The organism is Arthrobacter sp. HS15c (assembly GCF_040812005.1).
Lineage (GTDB): Bacteria > Actinomycetota > Actinomycetes > Actinomycetales > Micrococcaceae > Arthrobacter.
In genome coordinates this window covers 58,639-82,278 of the sequence record NZ_JBFOHM010000002.1, presented here as the reverse complement: position 1 = coordinate 82,278, position 23,640 = coordinate 58,639, and the positions used below count along the sequence as shown (strand labels likewise).

Annotated in this window: 20 protein-coding genes; 1 reads left to right on the top strand and 19 read right to left on the bottom strand. The window is 65.8% G+C overall.

All coding sequences use genetic code 11. The features are described 5' to 3' along the window. Positions 1 to 7: 7 nt before the first annotated feature. On the bottom strand, positions 8 to 541 hold the full coding sequence (locus tag ABV518_RS03405) for a hypothetical protein (RefSeq protein ID WP_310164683.1): 534 nt from the start codon (positions 539 to 541) through the stop codon (positions 8 to 10). Between the two features lie 137 nt (positions 542 to 678). On the opposite strand from ABV518_RS03405, the gene ABV518_RS03400 reads away from it, so the two are divergent. After that, on the top strand, positions 679 to 1,179 hold the full coding sequence (locus tag ABV518_RS03400) for a flavin reductase family protein (RefSeq protein WP_347559580.1): 501 nt from the start codon (positions 679 to 681) through the stop codon (positions 1,177 to 1,179). 3 nt (positions 1,180 to 1,182) lie between these two features. Here ABV518_RS03400 and dnaE read toward each other — a convergent pair whose 3' ends face one another. From dnaE to ABV518_RS03310, 18 genes are all read right to left on the bottom strand, one after another. Next, complete coding sequence (dnaE, locus tag ABV518_RS03395) at positions 1,183 to 4,740, bottom strand: DNA polymerase III subunit alpha (RefSeq protein WP_367765401.1); 3,558 nt, start codon at positions 4,738 to 4,740, stop codon at positions 1,183 to 1,185. Positions 4,741 to 4,775: 35 nt separating this feature from the next. Further along, a complete protein-coding gene (locus ABV518_RS03390) occupies positions 4,776 to 5,702 on the bottom strand; it encodes an RluA family pseudouridine synthase (RefSeq protein WP_367765399.1) in 927 nt (308 codons plus the stop codon). Beyond that, entirely contained in the window at positions 5,695 to 6,291 is a 597-nt protein-coding gene (gene lspA, locus ABV518_RS03385) for a signal peptidase II (RefSeq protein ID WP_367765398.1), read from the bottom strand. Before lspA ends, ABV518_RS03390 begins: the two co-directional genes overlap by 8 nt. Positions 6,292 to 6,400: 109 nt before the next feature. Further along, positions 6,401 to 7,096, bottom strand: a complete 696-nt coding sequence (locus ABV518_RS03380) for a DivIVA domain-containing protein (protein WP_310164693.1) — start codon at positions 7,094 to 7,096, stop codon at positions 6,401 to 6,403. Positions 7,097 to 7,269: 173 nt separating this feature from the next. Continuing rightward, the gene (locus tag ABV518_RS03375; RefSeq protein ID WP_131134972.1) at positions 7,270 to 7,557 is read right to left on the bottom strand and encodes a YggT family protein; all 288 of its coding nucleotides are present in this window, start codon (positions 7,555 to 7,557) and stop codon (positions 7,270 to 7,272) included. Between the two features lie 122 nt (positions 7,558 to 7,679). Further along, positions 7,680 to 8,210, bottom strand: a complete 531-nt coding sequence (locus ABV518_RS03370; protein ID WP_310164697.1) for a cell division protein SepF — start codon at positions 8,208 to 8,210, stop codon at positions 7,680 to 7,682. 88 nt (positions 8,211 to 8,298) lie between these two features. Continuing rightward, on the bottom strand, positions 8,299 to 9,021 hold the full coding sequence (locus ABV518_RS03365; protein ID WP_367765397.1) for a YggS family pyridoxal phosphate-dependent enzyme: 723 nt from the start codon (positions 9,019 to 9,021) through the stop codon (positions 8,299 to 8,301). Next, a complete protein-coding gene (locus tag ABV518_RS03360; RefSeq protein ID WP_367765395.1) occupies positions 9,014 to 9,703 on the bottom strand; it encodes a polyphenol oxidase family protein in 690 nt (229 codons plus the stop codon). The genes ABV518_RS03365 and ABV518_RS03360 overlap by 8 nt, the downstream gene beginning before the upstream one ends. A gap of 8 nt (positions 9,704 to 9,711) precedes the next feature. Continuing rightward, a complete protein-coding gene (gene ftsZ, locus ABV518_RS03355; RefSeq protein ID WP_066285766.1) occupies positions 9,712 to 10,944 on the bottom strand; it encodes a cell division protein FtsZ in 1,233 nt (410 codons plus the stop codon). A 188-nt stretch (positions 10,945 to 11,132) separates the two neighbouring features. Beyond that, a complete protein-coding gene (locus tag ABV518_RS03350) occupies positions 11,133 to 12,152 on the bottom strand; it encodes a cell division protein FtsQ/DivIB (protein ID WP_367765394.1) in 1,020 nt (339 codons plus the stop codon). Next, on the bottom strand, positions 12,145 to 13,521 hold the full coding sequence (gene murC / locus ABV518_RS03345; RefSeq protein ID WP_367765393.1) for a UDP-N-acetylmuramate--L-alanine ligase: 1,377 nt from the start codon (positions 13,519 to 13,521) through the stop codon (positions 12,145 to 12,147). The genes ABV518_RS03350 and murC overlap by 8 nt, the downstream gene beginning before the upstream one ends. Further along, positions 13,518 to 14,618, bottom strand: coding sequence for an undecaprenyldiphospho-muramoylpentapeptide beta-N-acetylglucosaminyltransferase (gene murG / locus ABV518_RS03340; RefSeq protein WP_367765392.1), 1,101 nt, complete (start codon positions 14,616 to 14,618; stop codon positions 13,518 to 13,520). Before murG ends, murC begins: the two co-directional genes overlap by 4 nt. 6 nt (positions 14,619 to 14,624) lie before the next feature. Continuing rightward, the gene (gene ftsW, locus ABV518_RS03335) at positions 14,625 to 15,953 is read right to left on the bottom strand and encodes a putative lipid II flippase FtsW (protein ID WP_367765390.1); all 1,329 of its coding nucleotides are present in this window, start codon (positions 15,951 to 15,953) and stop codon (positions 14,625 to 14,627) included. A 2-nt stretch (positions 15,954 to 15,955) separates the two neighbouring features. Then, positions 15,956 to 17,533 (bottom strand): UDP-N-acetylmuramoyl-L-alanine--D-glutamate ligase, encoded by a 1,578-nt coding sequence (gene murD, locus ABV518_RS03330; protein ID WP_367765389.1) that lies wholly within the window; start codon positions 17,531 to 17,533, stop codon positions 15,956 to 15,958. Beyond that, positions 17,515 to 18,624, bottom strand: coding sequence for a phospho-N-acetylmuramoyl-pentapeptide-transferase (gene mraY / locus ABV518_RS03325; protein ID WP_131134981.1), 1,110 nt, complete (start codon positions 18,622 to 18,624; stop codon positions 17,515 to 17,517). The genes murD and mraY overlap by 19 nt, the downstream gene beginning before the upstream one ends. Then, entirely contained in the window at positions 18,621 to 20,087 is a 1,467-nt protein-coding gene (murF, locus tag ABV518_RS03320) for a UDP-N-acetylmuramoyl-tripeptide--D-alanyl-D-alanine ligase (RefSeq protein WP_367765387.1), read from the bottom strand. The genes mraY and murF overlap by 4 nt, the downstream gene beginning before the upstream one ends. A gap of 6 nt (positions 20,088 to 20,093) precedes the next feature. Next, a complete protein-coding gene (locus tag ABV518_RS03315) occupies positions 20,094 to 21,734 on the bottom strand; it encodes a UDP-N-acetylmuramoyl-L-alanyl-D-glutamate--2,6-diaminopimelate ligase (RefSeq protein WP_367765386.1) in 1,641 nt (546 codons plus the stop codon). A 78-nt stretch (positions 21,735 to 21,812) separates the two neighbouring features. Then, the gene (locus tag ABV518_RS03310; RefSeq protein ID WP_367765385.1) at positions 21,813 to 23,615 is read right to left on the bottom strand and encodes a peptidoglycan D,D-transpeptidase FtsI family protein; all 1,803 of its coding nucleotides are present in this window, start codon (positions 23,613 to 23,615) and stop codon (positions 21,813 to 21,815) included. Positions 23,616 to 23,640: the final 25 nt, after the last annotated feature.

Here is a 23,640-nt window from a genome sequence, read left to right as displayed (position 1 = left end):
GTCCATTTTACGCGCCGGGAGCCGCGTCCCCGGCGACGGGGCCGGCAGTACCTTCCGGCCCCTTTTTCAGGAGCGTCAGGAGGCTGATGGCAAAGGTACCGACCGCGGTGGCCGCCGGCCACAGCAGCAGCACCGGCAGCGACCGGAGCGAGAAGGCCACGCTGGCATTGACGGACGTATCAGCCGGTGCGCCCCAGAACTGGGCCGCGAAAATCCCCACCTGCCACGCAAGGACGGCTCCCGCCAGGCCGCCGGCCAGGGCAAGGACCAGGTCCTCCTGCCGGGACTGCCTGGAGTTGTCGGTGATGAACACAGCCAGCAGGCAGCCGGCAAAAACGAACAGGCCGGCAAGAGTCAGGTCCCGCGGCAACCACACCTCCGGGTTGGAGCCGGTCCCCAGGGCAGGGTCCCTGGTGATCAGGTTCAGGCCGCCCGGTGCAAGCAGCCACCACAGCAGGCCAACGGGGAGGCCTGCGGCCGTTGCGGCCGCGAACCAGGCCCACTGGAGCCCGGAGGAGCGTCGCCGGATGCGTTGTGTCATGAAACAAACCTTAACAAATGTTCAGGCCCCTCAACCGGGGGACGTGCGGGTAAACAGTTTCCTACGGATGCCGCCTCCGCCATACCCTTGAAAGCAGAGGCAAGTCTCGTTCAGGGTAATCCAGGGAGTTTTTCATAGTGACCGAAGACCGCGTGCCGTTCGAGCGTACGTTTAAGGAAATGTTCCGCCGCCATGCGGCCGGCGTGGCCATCATCACTGTCAACTACCAGGGTCAGCCCTATGGCTTTACCGCGACGTCCGTGGCGTCGCTGTCCGCCCAGCCGCCGCGGTTTACGTTCAACATGGCCAGGAGCTCCAGCTCCTGGCCCGCCGTGGCAAACACCACGCACATCGGCGTGCACATGCTGGGCCTCGAAAACCAGGAGCTCGCAGACCGCTTCGCCCGTACCAAGGACCGGTTCGGCGGCGACCACTGGGAGCTTGGCCCGCACGATGTTCCGGTGCTCAAGGACGTGGCCGGCTGGCTGATCGGCAAGATCCAGATGCGGCTCTCCTTCGAGAACAACGCCGTGGTGGTGGTTGAGGTCGTGGACGGCCAGGTGGGCGAGGACGGCTCGCCGCTGCTTTACCACGCCGGCGGCTACAGCCAGCCCGTCCCCCTGGACTATGAAATCTAGCTGCTAGACATCAAGGCAGGCCGGTCCAAGCAGCACTTTGAGGTCGCCGAACAGCGAGGGGTTGGGATTCACCCGCATGTGGACGGGAAGGCCCATGACCTCCACCCGTGAATCGCCATGCAGGTGGACCCTGACCTCCGAGTTTCCCCGGTGGTTCCGCAGGACGTCCCCGAGTTCGGTGACCACCGCCTCGGTGGCTTTGTGTGTGGGCATGGAGATCTGGAGCGGCCCGTTGGTGCCCTCGCTGAGGTCGGGTACGGACAGTTCCATGCAGTTCAGCGTCACGGCGCCGTCGTCGCGCCGCTGCAGCCGGCCTTTGACAACAACGATCAGGTCCTCGGCCAGGACCGAGGCGATGGGGCCGTAGACCTGGCCGAAGAACATGACCTCCATGGAGCCGCCAAGGTCTTCGATTTCGGCACGGGCGTAGGCGTTGCCGCTGGCTTTGGCGATCCGGCGGCTCAACGAGGTGATCATTCCGGAAATCGTGATGATGGCACCGTCGTGCGGGCCGTCCTCGGCAATGATGGACGTAATGGACTGGTCGGCGTGCTGGCTCAGCACACCCTCCAGCCCCTGCAGCGGGTGGTCGGACACGTAGAGCCCCAGCATGTCCCGTTCGAAGGACAGCTTGTCCTTCTTCTCCCATTCGGGAAGTTCCGGGATTTCAATACTGAGTGAGGCCTCGGACTCGGCTTCCTCAAACCCGGCGAAGAGGTCGAACTGACCGATCGCCTCGTTGCGCTTGAGCGTGATGACCGAATCGATGGCCTCTTCATGGATCATCACCAGGGCGCGCCGGTGGTGGTTGAGGGAGTCGAATGCCCCTGCCTTGATCAGGGATTCGATGGTCCGCTTGTTGCAGACCACTGCGGGGACTTTCATCAGGAAGTCCTTGAAGGAGGTGTAGGCCCCTTCGCTCTCCCGGGCAGCCACCATGGCCTGGACCACGTTGGAACCGACGTTGCGGATGGCGCCCATGCCGAAGCGGATGTCGGTCCCCACAGGCGTGAAGTTCAGCGCGGATTCGTTGACGTCCGGCGGGAGCACCGTAATGCCCATGCGGCGGCACTCGTTGAGGTAGATCGCCGACTTGTCCTTGTCATCGCCCACGGACGTCAGCAATGCCGCCATGTACTCCGGCGCGTAGTGCGCCTTCAGGTACGCGGTCCAGTACGAAATCACCCCGTAAGCGGCCGAGTGTGCCTTGTTGAAGGCGTAGTCGGAGAACGGCAGCAGGATGTCCCAGAGGGTCTTGACCGCCTCCATGGAGTAGCCGTTGTCCTGCATGCCCTGGGAGAACCCGGCGAACTGCTTGTCCAGCTCGGATTTCTTCTTTTTGCCCATGGCGCGGCGGAGGATGTCGGCCTGGCCGAGGGAATAGCCGGCGAGCTTCTGCGCGACGGCCATAACCTGTTCCTGGTACACGATCAGGCCGTAGGTTCCGCCGAGGATTTCCGCGAGCGGTTCCTTGAGTTCCGGGTGGATCGGAATGACTTCCTGGATCCCGTTCTTGCGCAGCGCGTAGTCGGTGTGCGCGTTGGCGCCCATCGGACCCGGGCGGTAGAGGGCCAGGACGGCGGAGATGTCTTCGAAGTTGTCAGGCTTCATCAGCTTGAGCAGGGACCGCATCGGTCCGCCGTCGAGCTGGAACACGCCCAGGGTGTCGCCTCGGGCCAGCAGCTCGTAGGAGGCGACGTCGTCCAGGGCCAGGCTGTCCAGGTCCAGTTCGTGGCCGCGGTTGAGCTTGATGTTCTCCAGGGCGTCGGAAATGATCGTGAGGTTCCGCAGGCCCAGGAAGTCCATCTTGATCAGGCCCAGGCCTTCGCAGGTGGGGTAATCGAACTGCGTGATCACCTGCCCGTCCTGGATGCGCCGCATGATGGGAATGACATCGATGATGGGGTCCGAGGACATGATGACGCCGGCGGCGTGCACGCCCCACTGGCGCTTCAGCCCTTCGATGCCCAGAGCCGTTTCGAAGACTTTGGCGGCCTCGGGATCCGTGCCGATCAGCTGGCGGAAGTCGCCGGCCTCGCTGTAGCGCTTGGAGTCCTTGTTCTGGATGTCCGCCAGCGGGATGTCCTTGGCCATCACGGCCGGCGGGAGCGCCTTGGTCAGCGTCTCGCCCATGCTGAACGGGTAGCCCAGCACGCGGGAGGAGTCCTTCAGCGCCTGCTTGGTCTTGATGGTGCCGTACGTGACAATCATGGCCACGCGCTCGTCGCCGTACTTGCGGGTCACATAGTCGATGACCTCGGAGCGGCGCCGGTCATCGAAGTCGACGTCGAAGTCAGGCATGGAGACGCGGTCCGGGTTGAGGAAGCGTTCGAAGATCAGGCCGTGGTGCAGCGGGTCAAGGTCGGTGATGCGCATGGCGTAGGCCACCATGGAGCCTGCACCGGAGCCACGGCCGGGTCCCACGCGGATGCCGTTGTTCTTGGCCCAGTTGATGAAGTCAGCCACGACGAGGAAGTAGCCGGGGAACCCCATGGAGGTGATGACTTCGAGTTCGTAGTCGGCCTGGGTGCGGACCTTGTCCGGCACACCGCCCGGATACCGGTAGTCCAGTCCGGTGGCCACTTCCTTGACCAGCCAAGATGTTTCGTCCTCGCCCGGCGGGCAGGGGAAACGCGGCATGTAGTTGGCCCCGGTATTGAACGAGACTTCGCAGCGCTCCGCGATCAGCAGGGTGTTGTCGCACGCGTCGGGGTGGTCCCGGAACAGGTTCCGCATCTCCTGGGGGGACTTCAGGTAGTAGCCGCTGCCCGAGAACGCAAACCGGGAGCCGCCGTTGTCGTAGGTGGGCTCCAGCAGGGTGGAACCTGACTGGATGGCGAGCAGTGCCTCGTGCGCCTTGGCGTCATGCTCGTGCGTGTAGTGCAGGTCGTTGGTGGCTACGAGGGGAAGGTTGAGGTCCTTGGCGAGCCGCAGCAGGTCCCCGGTGACCCGGCGTTCGATGTCCAGGCCGTGGTCCATCAGTTCGCAGAAGTAGTTCTCCGCCCCGAAAATGTCACGGAACTCGGAGGCTGCTTCCAGGGCTTCACGGTACTGGCCAAGCCGCAGCCGGGTCTGGACTTCCCCTGACGGGCAGCCGGTGGTGGCGATCAGGCCTTCGGAGTAGGTGTTCAGGAGCTCGCGGTCCAGCCGTGGCCACTTGCCGAACACGGCGTCCAGGGATGCGATGGACGAGGCCCGGAAGAGGTTGCGCATGCCGGCGTTGTTGTAGCTCAGCAGCGTCATGTGGGTGTACGAGCCACCGCCGGAGATGTCGTCCTTGCGCTGGTGTTCCTCGCCCCAGCGGACACGGCTCTTGTCCGTCCGCGCCGTGCCCGGCGTGACGTAGGCTTCGACGCCGATGATCGGCTTAATGCCCTGGTCCGTGGCGCGTTTCCAGAAGTCGAAGGCGCCGAACAGGTACCCGTGGTCAGTGGTGGCCAGGGCCGGCATGCCCAGGCGTTCGGTCTCATCGAAAAGCTCCCCCAGGCGGGCGGCGCCGTCCAACATGGAGTACTCGGTGTGGTTGTGCAGATGGACGAACGAGGCATTGCTGGAAGTCACCGGACTATTCTATGCGCTCGGTCCGGGCCGGGTGCTCAGGCTTGCCCGGACTCCAGGACTTCGAGCGCAAAGGACAGGTCCTGCGGGTATTCGCTGGTGACGGTCACCCGCTCCCCCGTGACCGGGTGGTCGAAGCCGAGCTGGCGGGCGTGCAGCCACTGCCGGGTGAGGCCCAGCGTGGCGGCGAGGCGCGGGTCCGCACCATAGGTCAGGTCCCCCGCGCAGGGGTGCCGCAGTGCGGAAAAGTGCACGCGGATCTGATGTGTGCGGCCCGTCTCAAGGTGGACTTCCACGAGCGTGGCCTTGCCGAATGCCTCCAGCACTTCGTAGTGCGTAATGGACGGCCGGCCGTCCTCAATCACGGCAAAGCGCCAGTCGTGTCCTGGGTGCCGCCCGATCGGCGCGTCGATGGTTCCCTCCAGCGGGTCCGGCAGGCCCTGGACCACGGCGTGGTAGACCTTGTCCACCGTGCGCTCCTTGAAGGCCCTTTTCAGGGCCGTGTAGGCGCGTTCGGTCTTGGCCACGACCATCACGCCGGACGTGCCGACGTCGAGCCGGTGGACGATGCCGGCGCGTTCCGGCGAACCCGACGTCGAGATCCGGTACCCGGCCCCCGCCAGGCCGCCCACCACGGTGGGTCCGACCCAGCCCGGTGACGGGTGGGCGGCGACGCCCACCGGCTTGTCGACAACAACAAAGTCGTCGTCATCCAACAGAATCTTCAGGCCTTCCACAACTTCCTCCACCACTTCGAGCGGGTCCCGCCGTTCGGGCACCGTGACGTCCAGCACGTCTCCTGCGACCAGCTTCGCGGACTTGCCTACGGCCTTGCCGCGGCTGATGACGTTGCCTTCGGCGATCAGCGTGGCCGCGAGGGAACGGGATATGCCCATGAGTTTTGCCAGCCCGGCGTCCGCACGTGCCCCGCCGAATTCATCAGCCACCACGATGCGTTCAGGCATCGTCCGACTCCTTCTTCGGCGCGGACTTCTCCGGTGAAGCGGCCGCCACATGCCGGGACCCGTCCAGCGAGATCCCACGGAGTGTCAGGATGCAGATGATGGACACCGCTGAGACCACGGCCGAGTCGGCTATGTTGAAGATCGCAAAGTTGGGCAGCTGGATGAAGTCCACCACATGCCCCATCCCGAACGAGGGCTCCCGGAAGAGCCGGTCCGTGAGGTTGCCCAGGGCCCCGCCCAGCAGCAGGCCGAGCGCCAGCGACCACCAGGCGGAGCCCAGCTTGCGCACCTGGAACAGGATCGCCACGGAAACCGCGGCCATGATGATGGAGAACACCCAGGTCACGTTTTCGCCGATGGAAAATGCTGCGCCCGAATTCCGGATGAAGTACCAGTGCAGTACCGGCGGCAGGACGGGGATGCGTTCGCCTTCCACCATGCTGGAGGTGACCCAGAGTTTCGTCAGCTGGTCCAACGCGTAGGCGAAGACCGCAAACCCGGCGAAAAGGGACAGCAGGAGCCTGCGGCGGGGGCGCCGCGGCGTGGGGGGAAGCGGGAGTGCAGCGTCAGCGGCAAGTTCGTCTGTCATGGTGCTTTCATTCGGGTACCGATGTTAATCACAAAAGCCGGCGGCCGAGGAATCCTCAGCCACCGGCTTTCAGAATACGTGCTTGACGATCCAGTGTGGTTCGACCTAACTAGTTGGCTTCGACCTCAGGTGCGGCCACTGAACCACGGGCGTCAAGGTCGCGCAGCTGACCTTCGATGTAGGCCTTCAGGCGTGAGCGGTAGTCGCGCTCGAAGCCGCGCAGCTGTTCCACCTTACGTTCCAGCACGGAGCGCTGCTGCTCCAGGGCACCGAGGATCTTGCGGGACTTCTCCTGGGCGTCGTTGACGAGGCTGCTGGCTTCGATCTGCGCCTCGGCGATGATCTTGTCCTTCTGGGACTGGCCGTCAGCGACGTGGCGGTCATGCATCTGCTGCGCCATGGCCAGCAGGCCGGCGGCGGACTCAGCAGAAACGGTGCTGCCTGCCGCCTGGGCGGGGGCGGCAGCGGGAACAGCAGCCACGGGGGCAGCCTGCTCGGCTTCCTTCTTCTTGCTTGCCTCGGCGGCCTTCGCTTCAGCCTCGGCCTTGGCGCGGGAGTCATCCTTCTCGGCCTTGACGGGCGCGGGGACCTTCTCGACCACCGGTGCTGCAGCGGTGGAGCTGGCAGGAACGGCGGATCCGCCTTCGGCGAGCTTCTTGCGCAGCTCGTCATTCTCCTGGTTCAGGCGCCGGAGTTCAACGACGATTTCGTCCAGGAAGTCATCTACTTCGTCCTGGTCGTAGCCTTCGCGGAACTTGGTCGGCTGAAAGCGCTTGTTGACAACGTCTTCTGGCGTCAAAGCCATCTGGTCACCTCACTGGTCTAGTTAGTCAGTGGCCTTCCGGCCGTCAAAACTACGGTACCTAAATATGGTCTGGTTCCTCTAATTCAACACCGTAGTGTCAAACCGGAGTTTCTTCGCGTTGCAAGTAACAGTTCCCTAAGGATCAGTACCTGCAAGCTAGGTCTAATCGAAATTTACGCGAAACTCCTGGTGATCCCCATCGCCACGCTGACGGCGATGAACAATATCAGGAACCCAAGGTCCAGGCTGATGCCGCCAAGCCTGAGCGGAGGGATCATCCTCCGCAGGACTTTCAGGGGCGGATCGGTGACCGAATACACAGCGTGGGCCACCACGAGGGCCGGCCCCCGGGGCCGCCATTCCCTGGCAAACATCTGAACCCAGTCGAACACCAGCCGCACGATGAGCGCCACGAGGAACAGTAAAAGGGCGATATAGACAAGTCCGAAAACAATTCCCATGACTTAACTCATATCTCCATCTTCATTCCGGATACCGCGGTGTCCTGCCAATGCTTCATTGTCTATTTCAGCACAGATGCCAGACAGGTCCACCTGCCTGGCATCCGCAATGAGCTTAAAGGCTAGCTTTGATTGAAGAAGCTGGCCTGGGTCTCGCTGACCTTCTTGTCATCGCCGATGACCTCGATGTACGACGGCGACAGGAGGAAGACCTTGTTCGTGACACGTTCAATGCTGCCGCGGAGTCCGAATACGAGCCCTGCGGAGAAGTCCACAAGGCGCTTGGCATCGGCCTCGCCCATGTCTGTGACGTTCATAATGACGGGGATGCCGTCGCGGAAACTCTCGCCGATCAGCTTGGCGTCGTTGTAGGACCGCGGGTGGATGGTGGTGATCTGCCGGAGCCCGGTAGATTCTTCGCGGCTGGATGCCGCACGCTTGATGGGGGTCACTGGTGCGCGGTATTCCTCTTCGGGGACGTAGGACGCCTCACGGCTGACATCGCGGACGGGTGCGGGTGCACGGCGTTCCTCGCGGTCAACTTCCATGGGTTCGTCCTCATCCTTACGTGTGGTGTGGTGCTCGGACTCGTAGTGTTCATCGCCATCGGCGAGCCCAAGATAGATCATTGTCTTGCGCAGAGCGCCGGCCATGGTCGACTCCTAATCGTGTCCGTAGGCGGGCCGACCAATGATTTGACAGCACTGGAAATCCCCGCCATTCACTTCCAATGCTTTGACGCTACCCCACCGCAGGACGCGATCCGAGAATATCCGAACCGATCCGCAGGTGTGTCGCTCCGTAGCGGATGGCCACTTCAAGGTCCTGGCTCATGCCTGCGGAAATGCCGGTGGCGGCGGGATGGTCCGTGGTGAGCCGGGCAGAGATCCCGGCCAGCTTCTCAAAGGATGCTTCAGGCGGAACCCCCAGCGGTGCCACGGCCATGACACCGGCCAGGACCAGTCCGTCGGCGGCGGCCAGTTGCTCTGCGAGGGATGGGACGTCGGCCGGAGCGGCGCCGCCGCGGTGTGCGCCGGCGTCGTCGTCGAGGCTGACCTGGATGAAGCATTCCAGCGCGGCCCGTCCGGACCGGTCCTGTTCGGCGGCAACGGCCCGGGCGAGCCCGTCGGCGAGCTGGGGCCTGTCCACGGAGTGGACGGCGTAGGCGTAGCGGACCACGGATTTGGCTTTTTTGCTTTGGAGCTGGCCCACAAAATGCCAGTGGAGCCCGAGCTCGTGCAGGGCGTCGGCTTTCGCCGAAGCCTCCTGGTCCCGGTTCTCACCCACGTCGGTGACGCCAAGTCCGGCGAGTCGGCGGACATCCTCTGCCGGATGGAACTTCGTGACCACGATCAGGGTGGGTTCGTTCGCGCGGCCGGATGCCTTGGTGGCGGCCCCGATGCGGCTCCGGACGGCGGCGAGCCCCTTCTCCAGCTCCGCGGTACGTGCACCAGCCTCAGTCATGGGACCACACCAATCCGGCAAACCGGCCGGTGTCTTTGTTCCGTCGGTAGGAGAACAGGTCCTCGTTCTCCAGGGTGCAGGGCCCGGAGTACATGATGTCCACGTCCGCGGCTTCCAGCTGGCTCCGGGCGCCGGCGGGCAGGTCGAGCCCGGGCGTTCCCCAGCTGGTGGTGGACCATGTTGCAGGGACAGCGTCCGCCACGTCCTCACGGAGCGCGGCAGGAACTTCGTAGCAGGCGCCGCAGATGGATGGACCAAGCCAGGCCTGGATGCCGGCGGCTCCCAGGGCACGCATTTGCCCTATGGCGGCGGGAATGACGCCCGCTGCCAGCCCCGGCCGGCCGGCGTGGACAGCGGCAAGAACCGGTCCGCCGGCTGCCTGGCCGACCAGCACCGCAGGGATGCAGTCTGCCACCATGACCGCAAGCGGCACGCCATGGGAAACCATGGCGTCTGCCTCCGGCGTTTCACTGCCGGCTTCCATCACCGCCACGGCGGTTCCGTGCACCTGGTTCATGAACCGGAGGGAGCCCGGAACCATGCCCGCGCCGCGCTCGAGTTCTTCCCTACGCGCCCGGACGCCGACGGGGTTGTCCCCCACGTGCAGAGCCAGGTTGCCGGCGCGTGTGTCCGTGAACGCCACGGACACACCGGGCAGGACCTCAGCCTTCCAAAGGAACAAGCCGGGTCCTACTTCAGGAAGTCGGGGACATCCAGGTCATCGGAGCGGCTGCCGGACAGGTCCGGCTCCACTACCGAAGGGAGGTCGACGTCGAAGCCGGAGTCCGCGGGGACAGCTGACGGGCGCTGCTGGCCCCAGTTGCTCAGGCCGGATGCGCCGACGCCGGCGTGGACCGGCTGTACGTTCATCTGGTGGCTTCCGCCCGACGGGGCCTGGGCCGGTGCCGGCGCGGGGGCAGCGGGGCGCTGGGGGGCCACCTGCGGCTGGGACTGGTCCATGGAGGGCGAGGTTGCCTTCACGTCGTCGAAGCCTGCCGCGATGACCGTCACGCGGGCTTCGTCGCCGAGGGCGTCGTCGATGACTGCACCGAAGATGATGTTCGCCTCGGGGTGGGCCACCTCCTGGACCAGACGGGCCGCTTCGTTGATCTCGAAGAGCCCGAGGTCGGAGCCGCCCTGGATGGACAGCAGGACACCGTGGGCACCGTCGATGGAAGCCTCAAGCAGCGGCGAAGCGATGGCCAGCTCGGCAGCCTTGACCGCACGGTCCTCGCCGCGGGCCGAACCGATGCCCATCAGCGCGGAGCCTGCGCCCTGCATGACCGACTTCACGTCGGCGAAGTCGAGGTTGATCAGCCCGGGGGTGGTGATGAGGTCGGTGATGCCCTGGACACCGGACAGCAGGACCTGGTCAGCGGAGCGGAAAGCGTCCAGGACGGAGACGTTGCGGTCGCTGATGGACAGGAGGCGGTCGTTCGGGATCACGATCAGCGTGTCAACTTCGTCGCGGAGGGCGTCAATGCCGGCCTCGGCGGAGCCGGCGCGGCGGCGGCCTTCGAACGTGAACGGGCGGGTGACCACGCCGATGGTGAGCGCGCCAAGGGAGCGTGCGATGCGGGCCACCACGGGAGCGCCGCCGGTACCTGTTCCGCCGCCTTCGCCGGCGGTCACAAAGACCATGTCCGCGCCACGGATGACCTCTTCGATTTCGTCAGCGTGGTCCTCTGCAGCCTGCTTGCCCACCTCCGGGTTGGCGCCTGCACCGAGACCGCGTGTCAGCTCCCGTCCGACGTCAAGTTTGACGTCGGCGTCGCTCATCAGCAGGGCCTGGGCATCGGTGTTGATTGCGATGAATTCGACACCGCGAAGACCGACTTCGATCATGCGGTTGACTGCGTTCACGCCACCGCCGCCGATGCCGACGACCTTGATGACGGCCAAGTAATTCTGCGGAGCTGCCACGTTACGTGTCCCTTGTTCGTGTCCTATTGCGAAAACTTTTGGAGTCGGGCTTGAAGCTTTGAACCTTAACCTTCGAGTTGAAGGTTATAGTTATGTCAAGTAACTCATGTCTGTGACGGTATTTCCTATGGTTCGCACATTCAATAACCGGGGCCGCGTGTCGTGCGAATACCGGGAAATAAAGAGGTTCAGCGCGTCACGGGATGCCTGGGCACACTGACGTCGTAAACGCGCACAGGGTTCTTCGGATCGGCAGGCACCTTCAGCAGTGCCTGCAGCACCTTGGCCTTCAGCTCCCTTTCGGAGGCATTCCCCCACACGATGGTCTGCCCGTCCACAAGCTTGAGTTCAACGGCGTCCACCGACTGGGCCGAGGCATTTGACAGCTTGGCCAGGACTTCGGCGGGAAGGGCACCCAGCACCGCCGCGGTCGCCTGGAACAGGTCCTTGCCGATCGTGCCCGCGCCGCCGTCGATGACCGGCAGTGACACGGACTCCGGGTCGGCGGTGGCGGCCAGCTGGACGCCGTCGACGTCCACCAGCTGGTACTGCTCCCCCTGCTTGACCAAGGCCACCGGGACGCGTTCCCTGACGTTAACCACCAGTCCTGACGGGGGCCTGGCCTGCGTGGTGACGGCTTTGATCTGGACCAGGGGTTCCAGGAGCCGGTCCACTTCTTCGTCGCTGATCTGTGGCAGCGGCTTGCCTTTCAGGGGTTCCAGGGCGTCCTGCACCTGGTCCGGGGTCAGGAGGTTCGTGCCGGACACGGAAATGGTTCCGACGGCGAGCAGCGGCGAAAAAATGGCGGCCGCGAGGATCCCGGCTATCAGCGCCGCCACGGTGCATACCGTGACGATGATGTTCCGCTTCAGCCGTCTGCCCCTGGGCTCCGGGAACGCGAGGACGTTCGCGCCGGCGGCGGCGCCCGGGGGCAGCTTGTCCTTGGATTTCTTTTCCTTTCGGCGTGAGGCCCACGACGGCGCGTCATTGGACCTGGCGCCCTTGGACCCCGTGTCCTTGGCCTGTTTGCCCCGGGCCGGGTCCGGATCCGGCGCAGGAGCGCTCTTGGAGGCGGAGATGACCTCCGGCTGCGTCGACTGGCCGGGCGCGCGGTTCCCGGGAAGGCCGCCGGATCCGCTTCCGGATCCGCTGCTCCCCCGCTGGGTGCGTCCCGGCGACGTGTAGGTGGGGCGCCGGGCACTAGCCACGCAGTGCCTGCACGATCTTCGGCCCGAACGCCGTGACGTCGCCGGCCCCCGCGGTCAGGATAATGTCGCCCGGACGCGCGGCGGCGACCAGTTCGGCCACTGCCGCGCCTCCGTCCACGAGGCGCCCGCCGGAACCCAGGTGGTCGGCGATCAGCTGGCTGGTGACGCCGGGGATCGGATCTTCGCGGGCCGGGTAGATGTCCAGGACCAGGGCGGTGTCCGCCAGGTCCAGGGCTTCCGCGAAGTCCCGGGCAAACTCCCGGGTCCGGGTGAAGAGGTGCGGCTGGAAGAGGACGTGGACCTGGTGGTCACCGGCGACGGACCGGGCTGCCGATAGGGCGGCCCTTACCTCTGTGGGGTGGTGGGCGTAGTCGTCGAAGACACGGACACCGCCGGCCTCCCCCTTCAGCTCAAAGCGCCGTGACGCGCCCGAGAAGCCCGCCAGTGCGGCGGCGGCTGCTCGCGCGTCCACCCCCAGTTCCAGGGCGACGGCAAAAGCGGCGGCGGCATTCAGGGCGTTGTGCCGGCCGGGGACCTGGAGTTCGAGGGCGAACCGGCCGTCAGCGGTGGAGACGGAAACGTCGCCGGGGCCGCCGTCCTGCAGCACCACGTCCGCATCCGCGGACGTCCCGTACAGGACCACCCGGGTGTTGCCGCGCGCTTGGGTGCGCCGGGCAAGGGCCAGCGCACCGGCGTCGTCGGCGCAGGCCACCAGGACGCCGTCGGCGGGCAGCAGGGCGGTGAACCGGTCGAAGGACGCGTAAACGGCTTCAGCGGTTCCGTAGTGGTCCAGGTGGTCCGGCTCCACATTGGTGACCACGGCAATCCGGGGCCGGTAGTTCAGGAACGAGCCGTCCGATTCGTCGGCTTCGGCCACAAAAATCCCGGAGGCGCCGTGTGCGGCGTTGACGCCGAGGGCCGGAACGTTGGCGCCGATGGCAAACGAGGGCTCCAGGCCCGCGCCCTGCAGCAGCACGGTGACCATCGACGTCGTGGTGGACTTCCCGTGCGTTCCCGCAACGGTCACCACAACGTCATCGCCCATGGTGGCTGCCAGGGCCTCGGAACGGTGCAGTACCGGCAACCCGGCCTCCCGGGCTGCCACCAGTTCAGGGTTGTCGGCGCGGATGGCGGAGCCCGCCACCACGGTCTGGGCGTCGCCCAGGTTGGCAGCTTCATATCCGACGGCGACCCTGGCACCCGCCGCCTGCAGGTCTGCCATGACGGGCAGGTCCTTGGCGTCTGAGCCGCTGACTGCCACCCCGCGGGCAACCATGATCCGGGCGACCGCGGACATGCCGACGCCGCCGATTCCAATGAAGTGGACGCGGCCCAGGGATTCCTGGCTGTGGATGTTGGCGGGGGTCATGCGGATACCGCTTCCAGGACAAGACCAGCCATGCGCTGGTCGGCGTTTCTGATTCCAAGGCGCTGGGAGTTGGCGGCCATGGCGGCCAGCCGGGACGGGTCGGTCACGAGCGGAATGAGCTTCTCGCGGACCCACTGCGCGGAGAAGTCCCGGTCTTGGACGAGGAGCGCCCCGTCCGCCCGCACCAGCCCGGCGGCGTTGAGTGCCTGTTCGCCGTTGCCGATGGGCAGCGGGACGAAGACAGCCGGTACGCCCACGGCGGCCACTTCGCAGACCGTCGCGGCGCCGGACCTCGCCAGCAGCAAGTCCGCGGCCGCGTAGGCCAGTTCCATGCCGTCGATGTACTCCACCTGCCGGTAGCCGGGTGCTGTGAGCTTCGTGCCATCGGCGTCGAGCAGGGTCTTCCCTCGTCCGGTGATGTGGAGTGTCTGGACGCCCGCGGCGGCCAGGTCCCCCACGGCGGCTTCCACCGTGCGGTTGATGCTCTGGGCGCCGGAGGATCCCCCCGTGACGATCAGCGTGGGCAGGTCCGGGTCCAATTCCAGCGCTTCGCGGGCACCCGCCTGGGCGGCGGACCGTTCCAGCCCGGAAATTTCGGTGCGCATGGGCATCCCGACGTGGCGGGCGTGCCGGAGCGGCGTGGTGTCGAAGGCGACGGCCACATATTTGGTCAGCATCGCGCCAACACGGTTGGCGAGGCCGGGGCGCGCGTTGGCCTCGTGGATCACAATGGGGATCCGCCGCCGCCGGGCAGCCAGGTACATGGGGGTGCACACGTACCCGCCAACGCCCACGAGCACGTCTGCGCCGTGTTCGTCCAGGATCCGGCCGGCCTGCCGTACGGCCCCAGCCAGTCGGCCGGGGAGCCGGACCAGGTCCATGGAGGGTTTGCGCGGCAGCGGCACCCGGTCGATCGTGGCAAGGTCCAGGCCGGCCGCCGGCACCAGGCGGGTCTCCATGCCGGACGGTGTCCCGACGGCAAGGAGGCTGGCTTCAGGCGCGGCGGCCCGGATGGCAGCGGCGATGGCAAGCAGCGGGCTGATGTGGCCTGCCGTTCCGCCGCCGGCGAGGACGATGGAGAGGTTCTGGGAAGTCATCTGGTGCTAGGTACGCTTTCTGGCGGTTTTCTTCGGGCCGGTGGATCCGCGGGAGGCCCTGTTGCCGAACTTCAGCATCCTCTTGGGCCTGATTGATGGGGGCATCTGTTCCCGGGCGAGGGACAGCACCACACCGACGGCGCACAGCGACATCATGAGCGCCGAGCCGCCGTAGGAGATGAAGGGCAGTGGGACACCGATCACGGGCATCAGCCCGGTGACCACGGACATGTTGACGGTGGCCTGGCCAAGGAGCCAGACCATGATGGTGCCCGCCAGGACCCGGTGGAACATGTCCTCCTGCGCCACCACAACGCGGTAGATCGCCGCACCCAGGATGGCGAACAGGATCAGGACGACGACGGTGCCCACCAGGCCCAGTTCCTCACCGATGATGGCGAAGATGAAGTCGTTGTGGGCTTCCGGGATCCAGCTGTACTTCTGCCGGCTTTGGCCAAGGCCCACCCCGAACCAGCCGCCGGATGCCAAGCCGTAGATCCCGTTGGTGGCCTGGTAGTTCGCATCGATGCCGTCGGCACAGGACTGCCCCGTCCACCAGGACGTGATGCGGCACATGCGGTTGGAGCTGGTGACTGCCATGGCCGCGGTTCCAGCAGCGCCGATCAGTGCGGCGAAGCCGAACAGGTACAGCGGCACGCCTGCGAAAAAGAGCGCGGCCGCGGTGATCATCATGATGATGATCGCCGTGCCCAGGTCGTTCCCCAGCACAACGAGGCCGATGACGAGGCCGGCGACGGGAATCGCCGGGATCAGTGCGTGCTGCCACCGGCGCAGCAGCTTGCTTTTCCTGGCCAGGACGGTGGCCATCCAGAGCGCCAGGGCAAGTTTGGACGCCTCGGACGGCTGGAAGGTGATGCCGCCGATGTCGATCCAGTTCTTGTTTCCGTTGACTTCATCGCCGATGACCTGGACCAGGGCCAGGAGCACCAGGGCGATGCCCAGGCCGAGCCAGGCCAGGCGCTTGAGCCAGACAACGTTGATACGCGACAGGACGAACATGGTGAAGATGCCGATGGCGGCAAACATGCCTTGCTTGAGGGCGTCCCCGTACGGGGATTTCCCGGCGGCGATGGATTCCACGCTGGAGGCCGAGAGGACCATCATGATCCCGATGGCGGTCAGTGCGAGGGTGGAGCCCAGGATGAGGTAGTAGGTGGAGCCGTTCCGCGAAGTCCCTGTACCTTCCAGCGCCGACCAGAAGCGGCGGTACCCGTTACGGATCCGGGCGGGCAAGGAAAGCCGGGGGGAGGCCGCCTTGGCGGTGTTCCCCGGGCGCGGCTTTGCAGCCGGCGGCCGGGTGGGCGTGCTGACCATTGTTACTCCTCGCCGGTCTGGGCCTGCCCTTCCACCAGCTCGCGGACAGCTTTGATAAAGGCGTCGCCACGGTGAGCGTAGGAAGAGAACTGATCCATGGATGCAGCTGCCGGAGCCATCAGGACGGTGTCTCCCGGCGCGGCCAGCTCCGCCGCTGACGCAACAGCCCGGGACATCACGGCCTCCCCGGAATCCGGCGAGCTGCCTGCGACGGCACCGTCCTGTGCGGCAGTCTGCATGTTTTCAGTGTCGCCCGCAGGTGCTCCGATCACCGGGACATCCGGTGCGTGTCGCCTGAGGGCCTGGGCCAGGGCCGCCGTGTCGGTGCCGATCAGGACCACGGCTTTGAGCCGTGCGGCGTGGTCACGTACCAGGTCGTCGTAGCTGACGCCCTTGGACAGGCCGCCGGCGATCCAGACCACGTTCTCGAAGGTGGCCAGCGACGCCGAGGCTGCGTGCGGGTTGGTGGCTTTGGAGTCGTTGACCCACAGCACGTCGTTCTGCCGGGCAACGGGCTGGATCCGGTGGTTGCCGGGGACGTAGTCCCGGATGCCCTGACGGACAGCTTTGGGGTCAACGCCGTAGGCCCGCACCAGGGCCGCTGCCGCCAGGGCGTTGGCCACCATGTGGCGCGGGGCGAACTCGCCGAGGTCTGCCATGGAGGCGAGCTCGGCCGCACTGTCCTTGCGCTCGGCGATGAACGCGCGGTCGACCAGCAGGCCCTCCACTACCCCGAGCATGCTGATGGCAGGGGTGAGGGTGGTGAAGCCTACGGCCCGGCAGCCTTCCGTCACGTCCGCGTTCTCCACCATGCGCTCGGTTTCGATCTGCTCCGCGTTGTAGATGCACGCCTTCTGGGTGCGTTCGTAGACTTTGGCCTTGTCCGCGAGGTAGGACGTGTAAGAGCCGTGCCAGTCCACGTGGTCTTCGGCCACGTTGAGGCACACGCTGGCCACCGGTGACAGGGATTCTGCCCAGTGCAGCTGGAAGCTGGACAGCTCCACCGCGAAGGCGTCGTACTCCACTGGATCGCGGAGGGCGTCCAGGATGGGAGTCCCGACGTTTCCGACGGCGATGGCCTTCAGGCCCGCGGCCTGCAGCATCGCTTCGGTCAGCCCTACAGTGGTGGTTTTGCCGTTGGTTCCGGTGATGGTCAGCCAGTCAGCGGTCTTGTGGCCTTCGCGAATGCGCAGGCGCCAGGCGAGTTCGACGTCGCCCCAGACCGGGATGTGGGCACGCGCGGCCGATGCCAGGAGGGCCTGGTCGGGGCGCCAGCCCGGTGACGTCACGATGAGTTCCGGCAGGGCTCCGTCGATTTTCGGGATCCTGCTGACTGCTTCCTCGCCAAGGAGCACGTCCGCGGCGCCGACGATCTTGAGGGTGTCTGCCTGGGCTTTGGCGGTCTCGGACGTGGCGGCGTCAACCACCACGACACGGGCGCCCAGTTCGATGAGGGTGTCGGCCGCGGCGAAGCCGGACACGCCGATACCGGTCACCACGACCCGCAGCCCGGCCCAGTCCGAGTCCCAGCTGACGAGGTCCTGAAGGCGGGAGGAAACGGTCACAGGAGCACAACCCATTCAGCGTAGAAGATGCCCAGGCCAACGGCCACGAAGAGCCCCCCAAGGATCCAGAACCGGACCACCACGGTGACCTCGGCCCATCCCTTGAGCTCAAAGTGGTGCTGCAGCGGTGCCATCTTGAAGAAGCGCTTACCGCGGGTGGCTTTGAAGTAGCCGACCTGGATGATGACGGACAAAGTGATGAGGACAAAAAGGCCGCCGATGATGCCCAGCAGCAGTTCGGTCCGGGACAGGATGGCGAAGCCGGCAATCGCGCCGCCGATGGCCAGGGACCCGGTGTCGCCCATGAAGATTTTGGCCGGCGAAGTATTCCACCAGAGGAATCCAACGAGGGCGGCACTCATGATGGCGGCCAGGAGGGCGAGATCGAGCGGGTCGCGGACCGAGTAGCAGCCGCTGCCGGCCTCCCGCGGGGAGCCGCAGGCCTGGTTGCTCTGCCAGATGCCCATCAGGGTGTAGGCGCCGAACACCATAACCGCAGCGCCGGCGGCCAGGCCGTCCAGGCCGTCCGTGAGGTTCACTCCGTTCGTCGCGGCGGTCACAATCAGGTTGGACCACACGACGAACAGGATGGCGCCAAGCACGGTCCCGCCGAAGGCGAGGTCCAGCCATGGAAGGTCCCGGACCAGGGAGATTTTGGTGGAGGCCGGCGTGACGCCGTCGGCGTCCGGAAAGTTCAGGGCGAGCACGGCGAACGCGATTCCCACGGCGCCCTGGCCGATGAGCTTGGCCTTGGCGTCCAGCCCCAGGCTCCGCTGTCTGGAGATCTTGATGAAGTCGTCCAGGAAGCCAACCAGTCCCATGCCCACCATGAGGAACAGCAGGATCAGGGCCGACGCCGAGGGGCCCGCGGACGCCGGATTCAGCATCCACATGATGAGGTGCGTCAGCCCGTAACTCAGCAGGACGGAGCCCACCACCACGGTTCCGCCCATGGTGGGCGTGCCGCGCTTGGTGTGGTGGGAGGTCGGTCCGTCATCCCGGATGAACTGGCCGTAGCTCTTACGGACCAGCAGCCGGATAAAGAGCGGGGTTCCCACCAGGGCGCACAGCAGGGCCAGGCCAGCGCCGATCAATAGTGCAATCACAGCTGCTCGCTCCCTTCAGTGGCAGGTACCGGGGTTTGTGGGGGTAATGCTATCCGATCGCCTAAATGGCGCAGTCCCACGCTGTTGGAGGACTTAAACAGCACCAGGTCGCCGGGTTCAAGCTCGGCGTTCAGCAGTTCGTAGGCCTCATCGATCGTTTCGGCAAAGCTGCATTCATCGCCCCAGGAACCTTCCTGGACGGCGGAGACGTACAGTGGCCGGGCCGCCCGGCCAACAACCACCAGGCGGGAGATGTTGAGGCGCACAACCTGCGTGCCCACAATGGTGTGTTCGCGGATGGATTCGGGTCCGAGTTCCAGCATGGCGCCAAGGACTGCCCAGGTGCGGCGGCCCCGGCCCAGGTCGGCGAGGGTGCGCAGGGCAGCCCGCATGGATTCGGGGTTGGCGTTGTAGGCATCGTTGATGACCGTGACGCCGTCGGCCCGCTCGGTCCGCTCCATGCGCCAGCGGCTGGCAGCCGCCTGCGTGCTGAGTGAGGCCGTGATGTCGGGCCCCGGGACCCCCGCGGCACCCGCGGCCGCAGCTGCGGCCAGGAGGTTGCCCACGTGGTGCGCGCCGATCAGTTTGCTGCTGACGTGCAGGTCCGGCTCGCCGGAGGGCAGGATGAGGTCGAATTCGGGGTTTCCTGCGGAGTTCGTGTCCGGGTTGACTGCCTGCACGGCAGCGCCGGCGCGGCGCTCGGCGGAATACCCCAGCACCTCCGCCTGCGTACGGCCGCGCATTGCGGCCACGCGGTCGTCGTCGAGGTTGATGATGGCGGTCCCGGTGGCGGACAGCCCTTCGAGCAGTTCGCCCTTGGCGCGTGCGATGTTTTCGACTCCGCCGAACTCGCCCGCGTGGGCAGTACCCACACCCAGGACCACGCCGATGTCCGGCTTCACCATGTCGGCGAGATAACGGATGTGGCCAATGCCTGTCGCACCCATTTCAATGACCAGGAACCGGGTGGTGCCGTCCGCGCGGAAGACGGTCAGCGGAACGCCGATCTCGCCGTTATAGGAGCCCTGCGGCGCGACGGTGTTTCCCTGGCCTGCGAGGATACCGGCGAGCAGGTCCTTGGTGGTGGTCTTGCCGGCAGAGCCGGTGATGCCTACCACCGTGAATTCCTCACCGGCGGCCTGGCGGGCAGAACGGATGCGGCGCACTGCCTCAGCGGCGAGGGCGCCCATGGCCAGCACGGCGTCGGCGACAAGCACCGCGGGGTAACGTGCTCCGTCCGGGCCGGCAACCGGCCGCTCCACCAGTGCCAGCGTTGAGCCGTTACCGAATGCGGTGGCAACGAAGTCGTGGCCGTCCGCGTGCTCCCCCGGTTTCGCGACGTAGAGGGACCCGGGCGTGGCTTCGCGCGAATCCGTGACCACCGACAGAGGGGTGATCCCGGGATCGGCGTCCAGGCGGCCGTTTGTGATTTCGGCGATTTCCGCCGCAGTAAATGCAATCATCTCGGTCTAGGACTCTATCCGGTCGTCTTGGAGAACGGTGAATCCCCTGGCTGTCAAGGCGTTCCGGAGTTCCACCCTGTCGTCGAGGGCAACGTTGACGCCCTTCACTTCCTGCCAGACCTCGTGTCCGCGGCCGGCCACGAGGATGGTGTCCTGCGGCCCGGCGAGTTCCACGGCCTCCCGGATGGCGGCGTCGCGCGGGAAGATTTCGAGGATGCGGCACGCAAGTGAATCCTGTTTCTTCGCTTCCAGGGCCCCGGCCAGCACGTCTGCGCGGATCGCCGCCGCGTCCTCATCGTGCGGGTCGTCGTCGGTCACAATGACGGTGTCGGCGAGGGTGGCCGCGATGGCGCCCATGGCCGGGCGCTTCCCCTGGTCCCGCTGCCCGGTGGCGCCGAAGACGACAATCAGGCTGGACCCCGGCTGGGGGGACCGCACGGCTTCCAGTGCCCGCGCCAGGGCGTCGGTGTTGTGGGCAAAATCAACAACCGCGGCCGGCGACTCGGAGACCAGCTGCATGCGGCCCGGGACTGCCACGGTGAACGGGTCGTGTTCATCCAGGGCGGCCTGGACTGCCGCCACGTCCACGCCGCTGGCCAGGACCATGACGGCAGCCAGGGCCGCGTTGGCCACGTTGAAGCTGCCCGGAAGGCCGGTGTGGACGTTCAGGGACGCGCCGCCAGGCCCGGTGAGGGTGAAGTCCGTGCCCAAGCCGCGGGGCGTCGCCGACGCGACCGTCCAGTCTGCGGGAGCCCCGGCTGATGTGGCCGCGAGGGTAGTGACCGGGATCTCCGTTGTGGAGGCAAGCTGCCGACCCCAGGAATCGTCCACAGTCACCACTGCATGGCGGGCGCGCGGCGGCGTGAAGAGTTCGGCCTTGGTCTGGAAGTAGTCGTCCATGGTTCCATGCAGGTCCAGGTGGTCCTGCGTGAGGTTGGTGAACCCTGCAACGTCGAAGACCACCCCGTCCACGCGCTGGAATGACACGGCGTGTGAGGAGACTTCCATGGACGCGGCGTCCAGTCCCCGCTCCCGCATCAGAGCCAGCAGGGCGTGGACATCCGGTGACTCCGGAGTGGTCAGCAGGCTGGGAATGGGCTCTCCGCCGGCCATGATTTCAATGGTCCCGATCAGCCCTGTCTTCAGGCCCAGGGCACGCAGCAGGGCATTGATGAAATAGGTGGTGGTTGTCTTGCCGTTGGTGCCCGTGACACCGAACAGCGTGGGCTTTCCGCCGGCCGGAGGCTGGCTGCCGTAGATCATGGCGGACAGCGGCCCCACCACATTCCGCGGGCTGTCAACCACCAGGACCGGAACCGACGTGTCGGCAGACAGCGCGAGGAGGCGTGCGCCGGCGTCGTCCGTCAGCACGGCCGCGGCCCCGGCGTCGATTGCCTGCGCCACAAAGTCCGCGCCGTGCCTCGTTGCCCCGGGAAGGGCGACGTAAAGGTCGCCCGGCTCAACGGTGCGTGAGTTCAGGGAGATCCCGGTGATGCTGACCGATGCCGAGTGGCCGGGAACGGACACGCCAACGGATTCGCCGATGCTGTCCAGGCGCACCGCGGAAACGGACGTGGGCCTGAACTGCGACGTGGCGGATCCCCCGGCCGGAACAGTATTGGCGCCGGGGGCATTGTGATCTGACAAGAGAGTCTCCGAAAGTGCTAGTGGATCGTGCCCGCGGGAAGTGCTGGGCCAGCGGGCGCTGCTGGGCGTGCGGCCGTGCTACTTGGCGTATTGCGGCAGCCGTGCCGGTTCACCGGTGGACGGCTGGACGTTGTAGGTCCGCAGCGCCTGGCTCATGACTGACCGGAAGACCGGCCCTTGGGTAATGCCGTAGATGCTGCCCTTCGGCCGCTGCAGTACCACCTCAACAATAAACCGAGGATCGTCCATCGGCGCCATGCCAACGATGGACGCGGTGTACCCGCAGAATCCTGACTTGCCGTCGTCGCACGGCGATTCCGAGGTTCCCGTTTTGGCGCCAACCCGGTATCCGTCAATGGCTGCGTCCTTGATCTGCCCCTCGGTCACGGCGCTTTCGAGGATGTCCTGGACCTGCTGTGCGGTGTTGTCGGACACCACTTGCCGGGGCGGCTCCTGGGCTGCCTTTTCTTCGGATCCGTCCGGTGAAATGTACGAATCGATGAGGCGCGGCTGGAGCATAACGCCGTTGTTGGCGATGGTTTGGAAGGCGCGCACTGTCTGGAGCGTTGACTGGGATACACCCTGGCCGAACAGTACGGTGTACTCCTGCCGGCCGTCCCACTGGTCCGCCGGCGTGAGGATGCCCGAGGCGGTGGAGGGCAGGCCGACATCCGGTGCCTCCCCGATGCCGAACTTCTGCAGCCAGTCGTGCCTTTGTTCCTTGCTCAGCCGCTGGCCTGCCATGACCGTTCCCGTGTTCATGGACCAGCCAAGGATGCCGGCGAGGGTCCGCTCCTCGGTGCCGTGGGCAAACGAGTCGCTGAAGGTCTGGCCATCCACGGTATATGACGGCGGGAGGGTGAACGTATCCAGCGGACTGGATTTGCCTTCCTCAATCAGCGCCGCGGCAGTGATCATCTTTTCCACGGACCCTGGCTCGTAGGCGGCGGTCACGGAACGGACGCCGCGGTCCTTGGCAGCCACCAGGCCCGGGTTGTTGGGGTCGGGGGAATTGGTGTCGGCCATGGCGATGAGGTTGCCGGTCTTGGCGTCCATCACAATGATGACGCCCCACTCGGCGCCCAGTTTGTCCGACTGGCTCTGGATGGCCTGCTGGGCAAAGTACTGGAGGTCGGAGTTGAGCGTGAGCTTGACGTCCTTGCCGTCCTCCGGTGGCGTGAGTTCGTCCAGGCCCACCGGAATCCTGAGGCCGTCGGCACCGATCTCGAAGAGCCGCTTGCCGTCTTTGCCTTTCAACAGCTCATCCTGCGTTTGTTCGATTCCGGCCTGGCCCGTGTACCCGTCCTGGAGGAAGCCAACAATGCCGCCGGCCACCGAACCGTTGGGGTAGACGCGCTTGCTCACGCCCTCCGTGACGATGCCGGGGATCTGCATCTTGGAAATCCTGTCCTCAACGTCAGGCTTCAGGTCCTTGGCCACGATGTAGTAGCGGGATTCTCCGGTGACGGCATTGCGGACGTCATCCTTGTCCATTCCGAGTGCCCCTGCCAGCTCGGAAATACCCTGGTCACGGGAGACATCAACGAGTTTTTCCTGGCCGTCCACCGTTTCCAGGCGCTTGAAGGTTTCCGTTTTGGTGTTGACGGTCTGGTCAACCACCACGTTGTACCGGATAACGCTGTTCGCAAGGACGGTGCCGTCCGCGTCCAGGATGCTCCCACGCTCGGCCGGAAGGACAGTCTGGGTCATCCGCTTGTTCAGGGCTGCTTCGGCCATTCCGCCAACGTCCAGCCCTTGGACCAGAAACAGCTTGCCGCCCACCACCAGGAGCAGGGTGAGCATGATGCCCAGGCCGAGGCGCAGCCGTCTTGTGGCGTTGGGCACCTTGCCGTTCTTCGACTTGCCGGTCCTCTGCGCCACCGTGAATTCCTTGCTGTTTGCTGTG